General features: G+C 72.1%; 13 protein-coding genes. 8 read left to right on the top strand and 5 right to left on the bottom strand.

Features of this window, described 5'->3' with window-relative positions; all coding sequences use genetic code 11:
- Window positions 1–2: 2 nt before the first annotated feature.
- The gene (locus tag H299_RS0131025; RefSeq protein ID WP_027751616.1) at window positions 3–992 is read right to left on the bottom strand and encodes a winged helix-turn-helix domain-containing protein; all 990 of its coding nucleotides are present in this window, start codon (window positions 990–992) and stop codon (window positions 3–5) included.
- A gap of 86 nt (window positions 993–1,078) precedes the next feature.
- On the opposite strand from H299_RS0131025, the gene H299_RS0131020 reads away from it, so the two are divergent.
- From H299_RS0131020 to icmA, 4 genes are all read left to right on the top strand, one after another.
- On the top strand, window positions 1,079–2,404 hold the full coding sequence (locus H299_RS0131020) for an MFS transporter (RefSeq protein WP_027751615.1): 1,326 nt from the start codon (window positions 1,079–1,081) through the stop codon (window positions 2,402–2,404).
- Between the two features lie 21 nt (window positions 2,405–2,425).
- The gene (locus H299_RS0131015) at window positions 2,426–2,935 is read left to right on the top strand and encodes a MarR family transcriptional regulator (RefSeq protein ID WP_027751614.1); all 510 of its coding nucleotides are present in this window, start codon (window positions 2,426–2,428) and stop codon (window positions 2,933–2,935) included.
- 96 nt (window positions 2,936–3,031) lie between these two features.
- Complete coding sequence (locus H299_RS0131010) at window positions 3,032–3,364, top strand: DUF3817 domain-containing protein (protein ID WP_027751613.1); 333 nt, start codon at window positions 3,032–3,034, stop codon at window positions 3,362–3,364.
- A 213-nt stretch (window positions 3,365–3,577) separates the two neighbouring features.
- Complete coding sequence (gene icmA / locus H299_RS0131005; RefSeq protein WP_027751612.1) at window positions 3,578–5,278, top strand: coenzyme B12-dependent isobutyryl-CoA mutase large subunit; 1,701 nt, start codon at window positions 3,578–3,580, stop codon at window positions 5,276–5,278.
- A 55-nt stretch (window positions 5,279–5,333) separates the two neighbouring features.
- On the opposite strand, the gene H299_RS37190 is transcribed toward icmA, so the two are convergent.
- Window positions 5,334–5,978, bottom strand: a complete 645-nt coding sequence (locus H299_RS37190) for a TetR/AcrR family transcriptional regulator (RefSeq protein ID WP_037761482.1) — start codon at window positions 5,976–5,978, stop codon at window positions 5,334–5,336.
- Between the two features lie 198 nt (window positions 5,979–6,176).
- Here H299_RS37190 and H299_RS0130995 point away from each other — a divergent pair, with 198 nt between their 5' ends.
- The 4 genes from H299_RS0130995 (at window position 6,177) to H299_RS39790 (ending at window position 10,447) form a co-directional block, all read left to right on the top strand.
- On the top strand, window positions 6,177–7,142 hold the full coding sequence (locus H299_RS0130995; RefSeq protein WP_027751611.1) for a tetratricopeptide repeat protein: 966 nt from the start codon (window positions 6,177–6,179) through the stop codon (window positions 7,140–7,142).
- Window positions 7,143–7,729: 587 nt separating this feature from the next.
- Window positions 7,730–8,344, top strand: coding sequence for a DUF6230 family protein (locus tag H299_RS0130990; RefSeq protein WP_027751610.1), 615 nt, complete (start codon window positions 7,730–7,732; stop codon window positions 8,342–8,344).
- Window positions 8,345–8,454: 110 nt separating this feature from the next.
- Complete coding sequence (locus H299_RS0130985) at window positions 8,455–9,033, top strand: DUF6114 domain-containing protein (RefSeq protein ID WP_027751609.1); 579 nt, start codon at window positions 8,455–8,457, stop codon at window positions 9,031–9,033.
- Window positions 9,023–10,447: a hypothetical protein gene (locus H299_RS39790; RefSeq protein WP_027751608.1), complete on the top strand. Its 1,425-nt coding sequence runs from the start codon at window positions 9,023–9,025 to the stop codon at window positions 10,445–10,447. The genes H299_RS0130985 and H299_RS39790 overlap by 11 nt, the downstream gene beginning before the upstream one ends.
- An 89-nt stretch (window positions 10,448–10,536) precedes the next feature.
- Here the strand turns inward: H299_RS39790 and H299_RS37185 are convergent, their stop codons facing one another.
- The 3 genes from H299_RS37185 to H299_RS0130965 are packed head-to-tail and all read right to left on the bottom strand — an operon-like array spanning window position 10,537 to window position 13,050.
- Window positions 10,537–11,529, bottom strand: a complete 993-nt coding sequence (locus H299_RS37185; protein ID WP_486587501.1) for a phytoene/squalene synthase family protein — start codon at window positions 11,527–11,529, stop codon at window positions 10,537–10,539.
- Window positions 11,499–12,326, bottom strand: a complete 828-nt coding sequence (locus H299_RS0130970; RefSeq protein ID WP_027751607.1) for a class I SAM-dependent methyltransferase — start codon at window positions 12,324–12,326, stop codon at window positions 11,499–11,501. The genes H299_RS37185 and H299_RS0130970 overlap by 31 nt, the downstream gene beginning before the upstream one ends.
- A 34-nt stretch (window positions 12,327–12,360) precedes the next feature.
- Entirely contained in the window at window positions 12,361–13,050 is a 690-nt protein-coding gene (locus H299_RS0130965) for a tRNA-dependent cyclodipeptide synthase (protein WP_027751606.1), read from the bottom strand.
- Between the last annotated feature and the right edge of the window lie 15 nt (window positions 13,051–13,065).

The following is a 13,065-nucleotide window of genomic DNA, read 5'->3' as shown; positions in this document are numbered from 1 at the left end:
CGTCACGTGCGGACCTCGCCCCGGGTGAGCGCGATGCCCAGCGGCGTCCGCTCGTAGAGCACCTGGTGCCGCAGCCGGTAGGAGGTCAGCAGCCCGGCCGCGCGCAGGGCGGACAGGTGCACCGAGACCGAGGAGGGTGCCAGTCCGAGCCGCGCGGCCAGCCCGGTCGTCGAGGCGGGCTCCGTCAGCGCCGCCAGCACGGCCGCCCGGTTCGCGCCCAGCAGCCGCACCAGTGCCGCCGGGGTGTCCGCCGCGGGCTCCGACCAAAGCGCCCCGACGCCGCGCGCGGGGTAGACCAGGGCCGGCTCCCAGGGCGGCTCGATGCCGCTGATCACGTGCGGCCAGGCGAACACGCTGGGGACCAGCGTCAGACCGGCCCCGCCCAGCGTGCGGGTGTAGGCGTAGCAGTGGTTGACCGACAGGGTGCCGTCGGACCAGGAGACCTCGGAGTGGAGGCCGTCGAAGAGGGCGGCGAGCCCGCCGTCCGCGAGCCGGCGGGTGTGGAAGGCGATGTCCGCCTCCAGCAGCGCCCGCAGCCGGGGCCAGTGCGGGGCGATGAGCACCTCCCAGGCGCGGGCCTTGGCGTCCGCCAGCAGCTGGACGGCCGCCCCCGGGTCGGCGAGCATCGCCCGCCCGGACGGGGTTTCCGCCGCGCCGGGGGTGTCGGCCAGCGAGCGCAGCAGCTCGGCGCGGGCGAGCGCGGGGTCGGTCGCGCGCACCCGGTCCATCTCCTCGGCGAAGGAGGTGACCGGGCCCGCCGGCGGCGGGCACAGGAAGTCCGGCGTGTAGCCCCGGCCGGGCATCAGCAGCCACAGTGGCTCCAGGCCCAGGCCCTTGGCCGCCTCACCGCTCTGCCGCAGCCAGGGCAGGTGGTGGCTCCAGCGGCCGGGGTAGGCGAGCAGCCGTACGGCCTGCTGCGTCTCCCAGGAGGGGGACAGCGCGAACCGGCAGTTGAGCAGGTCCTCGGCACCGAAGTGCATCTGGTGCGGCACGGGTGCCTCCGGCTTCTGGGCTGCCAGGTGATTCGCCCGGTGGCGAAACACTACGTCCATACGGGGCATCCCCGCAGGCTGTCCGCATGCCAGCTCAGGGTGAGCGCACCGCTCACGGATCACCGGGCAGCCCCGTGCCGCCGACCCCGCCCCCACCACCTCCGCCGTCCGGCTCCGCCCCGCCGGAGTCCGCGCCGTCCGAGGGGAACGAGGGGAAGGGCGGCGGCTACCGCGAGGTCTTCGCCGTCCGCGAGTTCCGTGCCCTCTTCGCCGCGCACGTCCTGTCCATGCTCGGCGGCGTCGTCTCGCACATCGCCCTGCCCGTGCTCGTCTTCGCCGAGACCGGCTCCCCGCTGCTGTCCGCGCTCACCTTCGCCGCCGGCTTCCTGCCGTTCGCCGTCGGCGGCGCCGTGCTGGCCCCGATCGCCGACCGCTACCCCGCGCGGCGCATCCTGGTCGGCTGCGACCTGGTGTGCGCGCTGTGCGTGGGCGCCATGCTGCTGCCCGGCGCCCCGGTCGCCGCGCTGCTGGTGCTCCGCGCCCTCTCCGCGTTCGTCCAGCCGCTGTTCGGCGGCGTAAGGGCCGCCAGCCTCGGCGAGATCCTGGACGGAGACGGCTTCGTCCTGGCCCGCTCCCTGATCCGGATCGTGGCGCAGAGCGCCCAGATCGTCGGGTACGCCGTGGCGGGCCTGCTGCTGATCCTGGTCACCCCGCGCGCCGCGCTGCTGATCACCGTCGGCTGCTTCCTGGGCTCCGCGCTGATCCTGGCCACGCGCACCCGGCTGCGCCCGCCGGTCGCCGCCACCCGGCACGCCGGCGGCACCCGTGCACTGCTGGCCGACCCCCGGATACGGGCGCTGCTCGCGCTGACCTGGCTGCCGCCGGCCTTCGTGGTCGTCCCGGAGGCGCTCGCCGCCCCGTACGCCGCGCAGCTGGGCGCGGGCCCGGCGGCGGTGGGGCTGCTGCTGGCGGCGATGCCGGTCGGCTCCGCGCTCTCGGAGCTGGCTGTCGGCGCGTGGCTGGGCCCGCGGGCCAGGGAGCGGCTGGTGCTGCCGCTGGCGGTCTGCCTGCTGCCGCCGCTGCTCGTGTTCGCGCTGCGCCCCGGGCTGCCGCTCGCGCTGGCCGCGCTGGTGCTCTCCGGCGCCGGGATGGCGTACATCCTCGGGCTGGACCGCTGGTTCTTCGACGCCGTCCCCGAGGAACTGCGCGGCCGGGCGATGACGCTGATGTCCGGCGGCCTGATGACCGGCCAGGGCATCGGCATGGCGGCCGGGGGACTGGCGGCGGAATACGTGGCGCCGCACTGGGTGGCCGCCGGGGCGGGCGCGGCCGGCACCTGCTGCGTACTGCTGGCCGTGCGGGCGGTCCGGCGGTGCGGACCGATTGCTGAGACACCCGTGCCCATCATGTGACCGCCCGGTAGGGTCTCCTGCGTGCCGAAGCCGCTCAGCCTGCCGTTCGACCCGATCGCCCGCGCCGACGAGCTATGGACGCGCAGATGGGGAGCCGCGCCCTCGATGGCCGCGATCACCTCCGTCATGCGCGCGCACCAGATCCTGCTCGCCCAGGTGGACGCCGTCGTCAAGCCGTACGGCCTGACGTTCGCCCGGTACGAGGCGCTGGTGCTGCTCACCTTCTCGCGCCACGGCGAACTGGCGATGTCGAAGATCGGCGAGCGGCTGATGGTCCACCCGACGTCGGTGACCAACACCGTGGACCGGCTGCGGAAGTCCGGGCTGGTCGCCAAGCGCCCCAACCCGAACGACGGGCGTGGCACGCTCGCCTCCATCACCGACAAGGGCCGCGAGGTGTGCGAGTCGGCCACCCGGGACCTGATGGCCATGGACTTCGGGCTGAGCGCGTACGACGCGCAGGAGTGCGCGGAGATCTTCGCGCTGCTGCGTCCGCTGCGGGTGGCGGCGGAGGACTTCGACGCGGAGTGACCGGGCGGGGCCGCGGCGGTACGGGCCCGCGCGCGGCCCGGCGGTCCCGGCGGGCCCCGGGTAGATCGCCCGGAGGGGGCCGATACGCTCGTCTCCATGAAGAAGAGCGTCCTGACCCGCTACCGGGCGATGGCCTATGTCACCGCCGTCATGCTGCTGGTGCTCTGCGCCTGCATGATCTCCAAGTACGGCTTCGACAAGGGCGAGGACCTCACGTTCGTGGTCTCCCAGCTCCACGGTGTGCTCTACATCGTGTATCTGATCTTCGCCTTCGACCTGGGCCAGAAGGCGCGCTGGCCGTTCGGCAAGCTCCTGTGGGTGCTGGTGTCCGGGACGATCCCGATGGTCGCGTTCTTCGTCGAGCGCAGGGTGCGGCGCGAGGTCGAGCCGCTGATCGAGGGAGCGCCCGCGCAGCCGGTCGGGGCCTGACGGCCCCGGGGCCGGGCCGGGCCCCCGCCGGTCCGCACGCTGTGACCCGAGCCTCCAGGGACACACCTTGCGGTGAGGGGCCTTACAGGCGGACACTTAGTAGGACGTCCTAGTAAATTGCTCTCCGGCAGAGTCGGCCCCCACCCCGGGCCGCCCCGTCCGGAGCCGCACCGGGACCCCGTGGTGCGGGAGCGCAGAGAGGCGAGAGACCGCATGGATGCTGAGGCCATCGAGCAGGGGCGCAGGCGCTGGCAGACGCGCTACGACGCGGCGCGCAAGCGGGATGCCGACTTCACCACGCTCTCGGGCGACCCGGTCGAGCCGGTCTACGGCCCGCGGCCGGGCGACTCCTACGAGGGATTCGAGCGGATCGGCTGGCCGGGCGAGTATCCGTTCACCCGCGGCCTGCACCCCACCGGCTACCGGGGGCGGACGTGGACCATCCGGCAGTTCGCCGGTTTCGGGAACGCCGAGCAGACCAACGAGCGGTACAAGATGATCCTGGAGGCGGGCGGCGGCGGCCTGTCCGTCGCCTTCGACATGCCGACCCTGATGGGCCGCGACTCCGACGAGCCCAAGTCGCTCGGCGAGGTCGGGCACTGCGGCGTCGCCATCGACTCCGCCGCCGACATGGAGGTCCTCTTCAAGGACATCCCGCTCGGCGACGTCACCACCTCGATGACCATCTCCGGCCCCGCCGTGCCGGTCTTCTGCATGTACCTGGTCGCGGCGGAGCGGCAGGGCGTCGATCCCTCGGTGCTCAACGGCACGCTCCAGACCGACATCTTCAAGGAGTACATCGCGCAGAAGGAGTGGCTCTTCCAGCCCGAGCCGCATCTGCGCCTCATCGGCGACCTGATGGAGCACTGCGCGCGCGGCATCCCCGCGTACAAGCCGCTCTCCGTCTCCGGGTACCACATCCGGGAGGCGGGCTCCACGGCCGCGCAGGAGCTGGCGTTCACGCTGGCGGACGGCTTCGGGTACGTGGAGCTGGGGCTCTCCCGGGGCATGGACGTCAACCACTTCGCGTCCGGCCTCTCCTTCTTCTTCGACGCCCACCTCGACTTCTTCGAGGAGATCGCCAAGTTCCGCGCGGCCCGCCGCATCTGGGCCCGCTGGATGCGCGACGAGTACGGCGCCACCTCCGAGAAGGCGCAGTGGCTCCGCTTCCACACCCAGACCGCGGGGGTGTCGCTGACCGCCCAGCAGCCGTACAACAACGTGGTGCGCACCGCGGTGGAGGCGCTCTCGGCCGTTCTGGGCGGGACCAACTCGCTGCACACCAACGCCCTGGACGAGACGCTCGCCCTGCCCAGCGAGCAGGCCGCGGAGATCGCTCTGCGCACCCAGCAGGTGCTGATGGAGGAGACCGGCATCACCAACGTCGCCGACCCGCTGGGCGGCTCGTGGTACGTCGAGCAGCTCACCGACCGGATCGAGGCCGACGCGGAGCGGATCTTCGAGGAGATCAAGGAGCGCGGGCGCCGTGCTGTGCCCGCGGGCGACCACCCGGTGGGGCCGATGACCTCCGGCATCCTGCGCGGTATCGAGGACGGCTGGTTCACCGGCGAGATCGCCGAGGCCGCCTTCCAGTACCAGCGGGCGCTGGAGAAGGACGAGAAGCGGGTCGTCGGCGTCAACTGCCACACCGGCTCGGTCACCGGCGACCTGGAGATCCTGCGGGTCAGCCACGAGGTGGAGCGCGAGCAGGTCCGGGTGCTGGCCGAGCGCAAGGCGGCCCGCGACGAGGGGGCCGTACGCAAGGCGCTGGACGCGATGCTCTCGGCCGCGCGCGGCGACGCCAACATGATCGAGCCGATGCTCGACGCCGTCCGGGCAGAGGCCACGCTCGGCGAGATCTGCGGCGTACTGCGGGACGAATGGGGCGTCTACACAGAGCCGCCGGGCTTCTGAAGCGTCGTTGACCGACGGCAGCGCGGGCCGCGCGCGCCAGGGCGTGACCGCCGCGTCAGTGGCCACCGGGCAGACGCCGCGGCGCGGCGGGGGCCGCCGGCGCGGCCGGCGGTCCCGTGGCGCCCAGCCCCGCCACCAGCAGGGCGGCGAGCGCGGCGGCCCACTCCGCGTCCACCGGCTCCGCGCTGACCAGCGCCCGGTGCACGACGGCGCCCGCGATGACGTCGAAGACCAGGTCGGTCTCCCGGGCCGCCGTGTCCGGGTCGCCGTCGGGCGGCAGTTCGCCCCGGGACTGGGCCCGCGCGCGGCCCTCCAGCACCAGCCGCTTCTGGCGGTCCACCACGGCGCTGCGCAGTTGCCCGCGCAGCGCCGGGTCCCGGGTGGACTCGGCCACCACGGCCATCAGCGAGGTGCTGGTCTCCGGCCGCGCCAGCAGCGCGGCGAAGGAGAGCACGACGCCCTCGACGTCGGCGTGCAGGCTGCCCCGGTCGGGGAGGCGCAGTTCGTCGAAGAGGACGGCGACGGCGTCCACCACGAGCGCGCTCTTGCCCGCCCAGCGGCGGTAGAGCGTGGTCTTGGCCACTCCGGCGCGGGCGGCCACGTCCCCCATCGTCAGCTTGGGCCAGCCGAGTTCGACCAGCGCGGAGCGCGTCGCGTCGAGGATCGCGCCGTCGGCGGTGGCACTGCGGGGTCTCGCCATGGTCGGCAGACTAGGCCCTGTCGTCAAAGTGACGCCGTCCGGCCGGACGGCGTCACTTTGACGACAGGGCCTAGCGCCGCCTCAGGCACCCCCGGTGTTACGCTACGACTCGTAGCGAAACGGCCGCCCGGGCGGCAGCCACACACGCTGGGTGGGGACCCAGTAACGAACGCGGCGCGGAGGGGGGAGACTGGTCTCATGCAGCCACGCAATATGTCCATGAGCGGAGTGGTCGACCTCGCCGCGGTGAAGGCGGCCGGAGAGGCCAAGCAGAAAGCGGAGCAGTCGCGGGCCGACGCCGCCGAGCGGGGCGGGAGCCCCGCCCCGGCCGGCCTGGTGATCGACGTCGACGAGGCGGGCTTCGAGGCGGACGTGCTCCAGCGCTCCGCCGAGGTGCCGGTGGTCATCGACTTCTGGGCCGAATGGTGTGAGCCCTGCAAGCAGCTCAGCCCGGTCCTCGAGCGACTGGCGCACGAGTACGCCGGACGCTTTCTGCTCGCCAAGATCGACGTTGACCAGAACCAGATGCTGTTCCAGCAGTTCGGTGTGCAGGGCATCCCCGCGGTGTTCGCGGTGGTGGCCGGGCAGGCCCTGCCGCTCTTCCAGGGGGCGGCTCCCGAGCAGCAGGTCCGGGAGACCCTCGACCAGCTGATCCAGGTCTCCGAGCAGCGCTTCGGCATCACCGGCCTGGAGGGGGTACCGGCCGGGGAGGAGGCGGGGGCGGCGCAGCCGCAGGCGGCCGAGCCGCCCGAGGACCCGGCTCTCGCGGCGGCGCACAGCGCGCTGGACGCGGGCGACCTGAACGGCGCGGTGCAGGCCTACAAGAACGTCCTCTCGGGCGATCCGGGCAACGTGGAGGCCCAGCTCGGGCTGGCCCAGGCCGAGTTGCTCGGCCGGGTGCAGGGGCTGGACCCTCAGCAGGTGCGTGCGGAGGCGGCGGACCGCCCCTCCGATGTGCAGGCGCAACTGCGCGCGGCCGACCTCGACCTCGTCGGCGGTCACGTGGAGGACGCCTTCGGTCGGATCGTGGAGACGGTGCGGCGGACGGCCGGGGATGACCGAGAGGCAGCACGCCTCCGGCTCCTGGGGCTTTTCGAGGTCATCGGGGCGGACGATCCGCGCGTCGTGACCGCACGTGGCGCGCTGGCCCGCGTCCTGTTCTGACCTGGCCACTCGGCGCGTCACCACTCATTGATTTAGCGACATCAGCGGCTGCGTTTTACCAAAACTTGGGAAGCGCAGCCGCTGCCTACTCGCTGTAAGTGCGCGCTCGCATTTGACCCGGACATGTCCGAATAATCCTCCCGTTGACCGACAGTCTCCGGCGACCCTCTGTCGCGCGTCCGCGCCTCTGGGCGGCTGTCCGGTTATCGAGTCGTTACTCGAGAGTAATGAACCCCTTGTGTGCGGGCCCCGGATGCACCACGATCGGCCAAGCTTGGTCCGTCTTCCTGCGCGCAGCCACAGATGCCGTGCCAGGCTGACGGTTCCCCACCGAGTGGGCCGGAAGCGGCATCGCCGGCCCGCGGGCAGGGGGGTCTCTGCCGTCGGCGGAGCCTGTCCGCTCATGAGGGTTGCGCGAGAGCGTGGCCAGTGGTTGTCACTCGGGGGTGATCGCCGACAGCTCGGACGCACGAACCAGTACGTCTTCAGGTGGCGGCGTTCCCCTTTCCGAGGACGTAGCACTTCTCCCATCCCCGGTACGGCCCGCGGCCCACGCCGGAGATGTACGTCCGAGAAGGAGGAAAGTCATGGAGTCTCTGGCTCGTGGCGGGACCAGATGGAAGCGGTTCGCCGTCGTCATGGTGCCCAGCGTTGCCGCTACAGCCGCCATCGGACTAGCCCTGGCCCAGGGCGCGCTGGCGGCTTCGTTCAGTGTTTCCGGCCAGCAGTTCAAGGTGACCGCCGACCGGCTCGAAGCCACCGGGTTCACGCAGTACGGCGCACTCGACAGCACGAAGAAGGGCAACAAGCCCGTCACCGTCGTCGGGATGAACGACGCGGAGATCGACAATCTCTGCCAGTCGGTGGTCATTCCTGTCCCGATCTTCGGCGACGTGTCGATGAAGCTCAGCGCGGGCAGGGGAGAAACCCCCGTGACGGCGAAGAAGCTGTACATCGACGCCGACGACCTGGCCGCGAACGCCACGTTCAAGAACATCGACATCGGTGTCTCGATCGACGACACGACCAAGGGTCCCGGTGCGCACAAGGGCGACAACTACCTGGGGGGCTCCTTCGCCCAGCAGGCCGACGCGGTCATCTTCACCGACGTCAAGCAGCGCGCCTGGGCGACGACGGCCGGAACTTTCAAGCTCAGCGGCCTCAAGATGTCCGTCAAGAAGGGCGCGCACGAGTGCTACTGACGCACTGAATCCGTACGGGCGCGGGGCGGGGCCCGGGCAGCACACCTCGGTCTCGGGCCCGTACGGCCGTTCCGCAAGCAAGCTTTTGCCAGTCCCGAGGAGCTGTACACATGAGCGCCGACACGCGAGAGCGGCCGATCGACCGGCTCGGCCGGATGCGTGGGAATTTCCGGGTATGGCGCGGTCAGCGCCCCTTCTGGGGCGGGATACTCACGCTCCTCGCCGGTATCCCGATCATGTACATCCCCTATCAGAACCTCACCCTGGGCTCGCTCACCATCCGCATGTCGACGACCGCGGGCGCGGGTTCGCTCATCATCGGCGTCCTGCTGATCGTGCTCGGTCTGACCATGTGGTTCCAGCCGCAGTCCCGGGTGTTCGCGGGTGTCGCGGCGATCCTGCTGGCTCTTGTCTCGCTGGTCGTCTCCAACCTCGGAGCCTTCCTGATCGGCTTCCTGCTGGGGCTCATCGGCGGCGCGCTCGGCGTCTCGTGGGCACCCGGAAGACCGGTCGAACCCACCGCCGCGCGCAGTGGCACCCAGGGCGCGCGAGGGGAGGCGGCCGGATCACCGGATGCCGGCGGCGCCACGGACGACCTGAGAGTCACGGGAAGGGCCTCGGCTTCGGCTTCGTCCTCGCCGGCCGAGACCGACGCGAACCATGCGAAGGGGAGGCAAGGTGCCGGGTGACGGAGCGCGGGAGGAAGCCGAGGCCGCGGCAGGGGGCGTGACCGGCGCGGCCCGCACCAGAACCGGTCCCCGGCACGCGGCGCCGCGCAAGCCGTTGCTGACCCGGCTGCACCTCCCCGCGGGCAAGGCGATAGCCATGGCGGCGATGCCGTCCGCGGTGCTGATGGGTATGGGGCTGACCCCGCAGTTGGCGAGCGCGAAGCCGCTGCCCAAGAACCCCTTCAAGGACGGCCCTTGCGTGTCCGCCCCGGACAAGGAGGCGGAGGAGAGGCAGCAGGCCGCGAAGGAGAAGGCCGCGAAGGAGAAGGCGGCGCAGGAGAAGGCGGCGCAGGAGCGGACCGCCGCCAAGGAGCGGGCCGAGCAGGACGACGCCGACGCGAAGCCGGGCAGCCAGGGCGGCAGCGGCGACCGCGCGCCCTCGGACTCCGGCGGCTCCTCGCCGTCCGACCCGGACCCGGAACCGGACGAACGTGAGCCGGACGAACGTGAGCCGGACGACTCCGAGCCCGACGACCGCGAGCCGTCAAAGCCGGAGCCCTCCCAGCCCGAGCCGGAGAAGCGGAACCCGCTGGACCCGCTGGGCCTGGGCGAGAAGCTCAGGGACGCCTTCACTCCCCGGGAGGAGCGGGAGCGGGCGGAGCGCGAACGCCGTGAGGCGGCGGAGCCGGACGACGCAGATGAGTCGGACGAGCCGGACGACGTGGACGAGCCGGACGGGGCGGATGAGTCCGGCGGGCCAGGCGCGGCGGAGTCCGACCGGGCCGGGGCCGGGTCCGAGGCAACCGAGCCCGAGCCCGAGCCCGAGCCCGACGACGGGGCCGGCAGCTCCGGGCGCGAGTCGGCGAAGCCCGCCGAGGAGTCGAAGGAGCAGCGGCCCGGCGCCTCCGCCGAACCGCGGGACGACGACGCCGCCGAGCCGGACGAGGACGGCCGGAAGCCGTTCCCGTGCGTCGAGGAGAAGAAGGTCGCGGGCGAGGACGAGCAGACGCCCGTCACGCTGCCCAACCAGCCCTGGTACCTGGAGGCCTCCTCGCTCGCCCTGCACGACCTGGACTACGAAGGCGTCGTCAACGTGACGATGGCGAACGGCAAGACGAAGCAGGCGCTCAAGTTCACCTCCAGCGGGCTCGACATCGGCGACCTGCACCAGATCGTGGCCGGTCCGGGCGGTACGAATTACCACGTCGAGGCGGGCAAGGGCACCATGTCCACCATCCGCGACGGCCAGGTGACGATGTACACGGAGCGGCTGGAGGGCAATCTCTTCGGCCTCATCCCGATCGTGTTCGACCCGGAGCACCCACCGCCGCTGAACGTCCCCGAGGCGTACTTCACCAAGGTGAAGGTCACTCAGGCGGGCCAGTTCGGCGGCACGCTCACCATCCCCGGCCTCCACCAGTCGATCACCAGGTAGCCCGCGGTACCGGCCCGCGCGCCCCGGGCGCACGTACGGGCCCGCACCCCCCGTCAGGTGCGGGCCCGGCGTGCGGTCGGCGGCGCCGGTCAGTTCCCGCGCCGCGCCAGGTTTCCCGCGTACGCCAGCCCGGTGCCCCCCAGGGCCCGGGCGCCGTCCCACGCGGCCCGTGCGCGGGACGGCTGCCGTAGTACGTCGTAGCGGTTGCGGACCAGGCTGTGCAGCGAGTCGCGGCCGAGCGCGTGGTACCGCCGCGCGAACCGCTGCGCCGAGGGGTGCACCAGCCGGTGCCAGCCCTCGGACTCGGCCAGCAGGCGGTGGACGCGCAGCGCCTGGTGGCGCACCAGCAGGCGTACGGGCTCGGTCATCACGCCGCGGGTCACCGCGGACGCCAGGTCGTCGCGCCCGGTGCCGAAGCGCGCCAGGTCCTCCTCCGGGAGGTAGACCCGGCCCAGCCGCAGATCCTCGGCGAGGTCGCCCGCGAAGTGCAGCAGGTACAGCCCGTGGCTGAGCGCCACGGCCATCTCCTCCGCCTCCGGCGCGGACGGCTCCAGCAGGGCGTTGACCCAGGTGGTCGGCTCCCCGCTGACCCCCCGCATGTAGCCCTCCAGGTCCTGGTAGGTCGGGTAGTCCACCACCTCGAGATCGGTGCGCAGGGTGCGCAGGAAGAGTTCGACGGACGCGGCGGTGATGCCCCAGGTGCGGGTGAAGTGCGCGAACGCCGTCGCGATCAGCTGGTCCTGGCGCATCGGCTCGGCGCCGGCCGGCCGGGTTCCGGGGCCGTCCTGCAACTGCTTGGCCAGGTACGCCTGGAAGTCGTCCAGGCGGGCGGCGCACTCCTGCGGTGTCCGGTCCGGGTCGTCCACCAGGTCGTCCACGTGGCGGCAGAACGCCAGGAACGCGTCGTAGTAGGGCCGCTTCCCGGCGGGCAGCAGGCAGCGCGTGCTCGGGTAGGCGGCGGGATTGCGGGTCCGCAGCCGCTCGCCGCAGGCGTGGTACGCCTCGGTGAGCGGGCTGCCGGTGATGCCCGCTGCGGCCAGTTCGCGCGTCTTCAGGACGTCCTCCCCGAGGTGAGAATCCACGTCTCGTAGAGGGTCTCCGGCCCGGCGGGCGCCTCCGTGTAGTTGTCGCGGACCTCGATGCCGGTGAAGCCCGCGCGGGCGGCGAGGCGGCGGATGGTCTCGTGCTCCAGGGCGTACATGCGGTGCACTTCATGGCTCCTGGCGTACCGCTCCCCGGCGCCCTCCTCGTCCCCGGCGCCCTCCTCGCGGAGGAACTGCACGTACGTCAGGTCGTAGTGCGCCCGCGAGGGGGGAGTCTCGAAGGTCCAGATGTACGCGACGCCGTCCAGCTCCGCGGCGTGCACCTTGGGCGCGGCCGGGTCGAAGGAGCGGTTGAGCAGGGTGGCGCTGAGCAGGTCGAAGACGAACGTGCCGCCCGGCCGCAGCACCTGGGCGACCGACTCGAACGCGCCGGCGAGCACCTCCTGGTCACCGAGGTAGTTGAACCCCGCCGCCGCGCTGAGGACCGCGTCGAACGGACGGGGGAAGGACGGGATCTCGGGCAGCGCGGACCGGACGAGCGGGACGTCCGGCCCCAGCCGGCGCCCGGCCTGCTCCAGCATGGCCGCCGAGCGGTCCAGCCCGGTCACGCGGTAGCCCCGGCGGGCCACCTCGGTGAGGGTGAGGCCCGTCCCGCAGCAGACTTCGAGCACCTCCTCGACGGGGGTGGGCTGGGCCCGCCAGTGCGCGTCGAGGAAGTCGGCGATGCGGTCGCGGGGCGCCTCGCCGCGCTCGGCGATGACCCAGTCGACCAGGCGGTCGTACGAGGCTGCCAGGCGGGAGTAGGGCGTCGCCGGCGCAGGGATGGTCTTGAGCATGGGTGTGACGGTCACTCTCTGTGATGTGCCCGGGTCACGGGGCGGTGGGTTGGGCGGGACGTACGATCGCGTGCCCCTGATGGGGTGCTGCCCGCAGCGCGCACTTTCCGGAGAAGATGAGGTCGGCGAGCGGCAGCCGCTGGTGGTAGAAGCACAGCGACGAGGACATGTCGAAGATGTCCACCGAGGCCAGGAAGAACGGGAGTTCCTCGATGAGGTAGCGCGCGCTGCGCTGGACCTGCTCGGGGGTGGGTGCGTACCCGGGCGACCTGGCGGCGAGCACGTCGCGGCTCATGGCCAGGCAGGTGTCGCGCAACTGGCCGTCCTCGGAGACCAGTTGCTCGCAGTGCCCGAGGAGGCGCTGGTAGGTGGTGTTGGCGGCCAGGTCGGACATCATGTGCAGGCCGTCCGCGGGGCGCGGGCCGCCCTGGGCCTGCCAGGCCCGGTTCACCCGGTTGCGCAGGACGTTGATCTCACCGCGTGCCTTCCGCTCCGCCCGCTCCGGGTCGTACCCCATGGCCACGTAGGTGTGCACCAGGGGAGAATCCGGAATGACGACGTCGACCACGGAGAATTCACCGCACAGCCAGCCCAGCAGGTCGGTCAGCAGCGGCACCCGGAAGTAGCTGTTTCCCGGGCTGACTCCGAATACCACATGCTCTTTCTTCTGGTAAACCTCATAACAATTCTCGGTGAACGGCTCGACGAGGAACTTCGCAGACACGACACGTCCTTCTTC

The sequence above is a fragment of the Streptomyces sp. CNH287 genome (assembly GCF_000424825.1).
The sequence above is the reverse complement of the archived record's forward strand: the minus strand, read 5'-3'. Positions and strand labels throughout refer to the sequence as shown.

Excerpts from the sequence above, each read along its gene's own strand:
- H299_RS0131020 (WP_027751615.1), top strand. The coding sequence starts at position 1,079 with ATGCCAGCTCAGGGTGAGCGCACCGCTCACGGATCACCGGGCAGCCCC.
- H299_RS0131010 (WP_027751613.1), top strand. The coding sequence starts at position 3,032 with ATGAAGAAGAGCGTCCTGACCCGCTACCGGGCGATGGCCTATGTCACC.
- icmA (WP_027751612.1), top strand. The coding sequence starts at position 3,578 with ATGGATGCTGAGGCCATCGAGCAGGGGCGCAGGCGCTGGCAGACGCGC.
- H299_RS37190 (WP_037761482.1), bottom strand. The coding sequence starts at position 5,978 with ATGGCGAGACCCCGCAGTGCCACCGCCGACGGCGCGATCCTCGACGCG.
- H299_RS0130995 (WP_027751611.1), top strand. The coding sequence starts at position 6,177 with ATGCAGCCACGCAATATGTCCATGAGCGGAGTGGTCGACCTCGCCGCG.
- H299_RS0130990 (WP_027751610.1), top strand. The coding sequence starts at position 7,730 with ATGGAGTCTCTGGCTCGTGGCGGGACCAGATGGAAGCGGTTCGCCGTC.
- H299_RS0130985 (WP_027751609.1), top strand. The coding sequence starts at position 8,455 with ATGAGCGCCGACACGCGAGAGCGGCCGATCGACCGGCTCGGCCGGATG.
- H299_RS0130970 (WP_027751607.1), bottom strand. The coding sequence starts at position 12,326 with ATGCTCAAGACCATCCCTGCGCCGGCGACGCCCTACTCCCGCCTGGCA.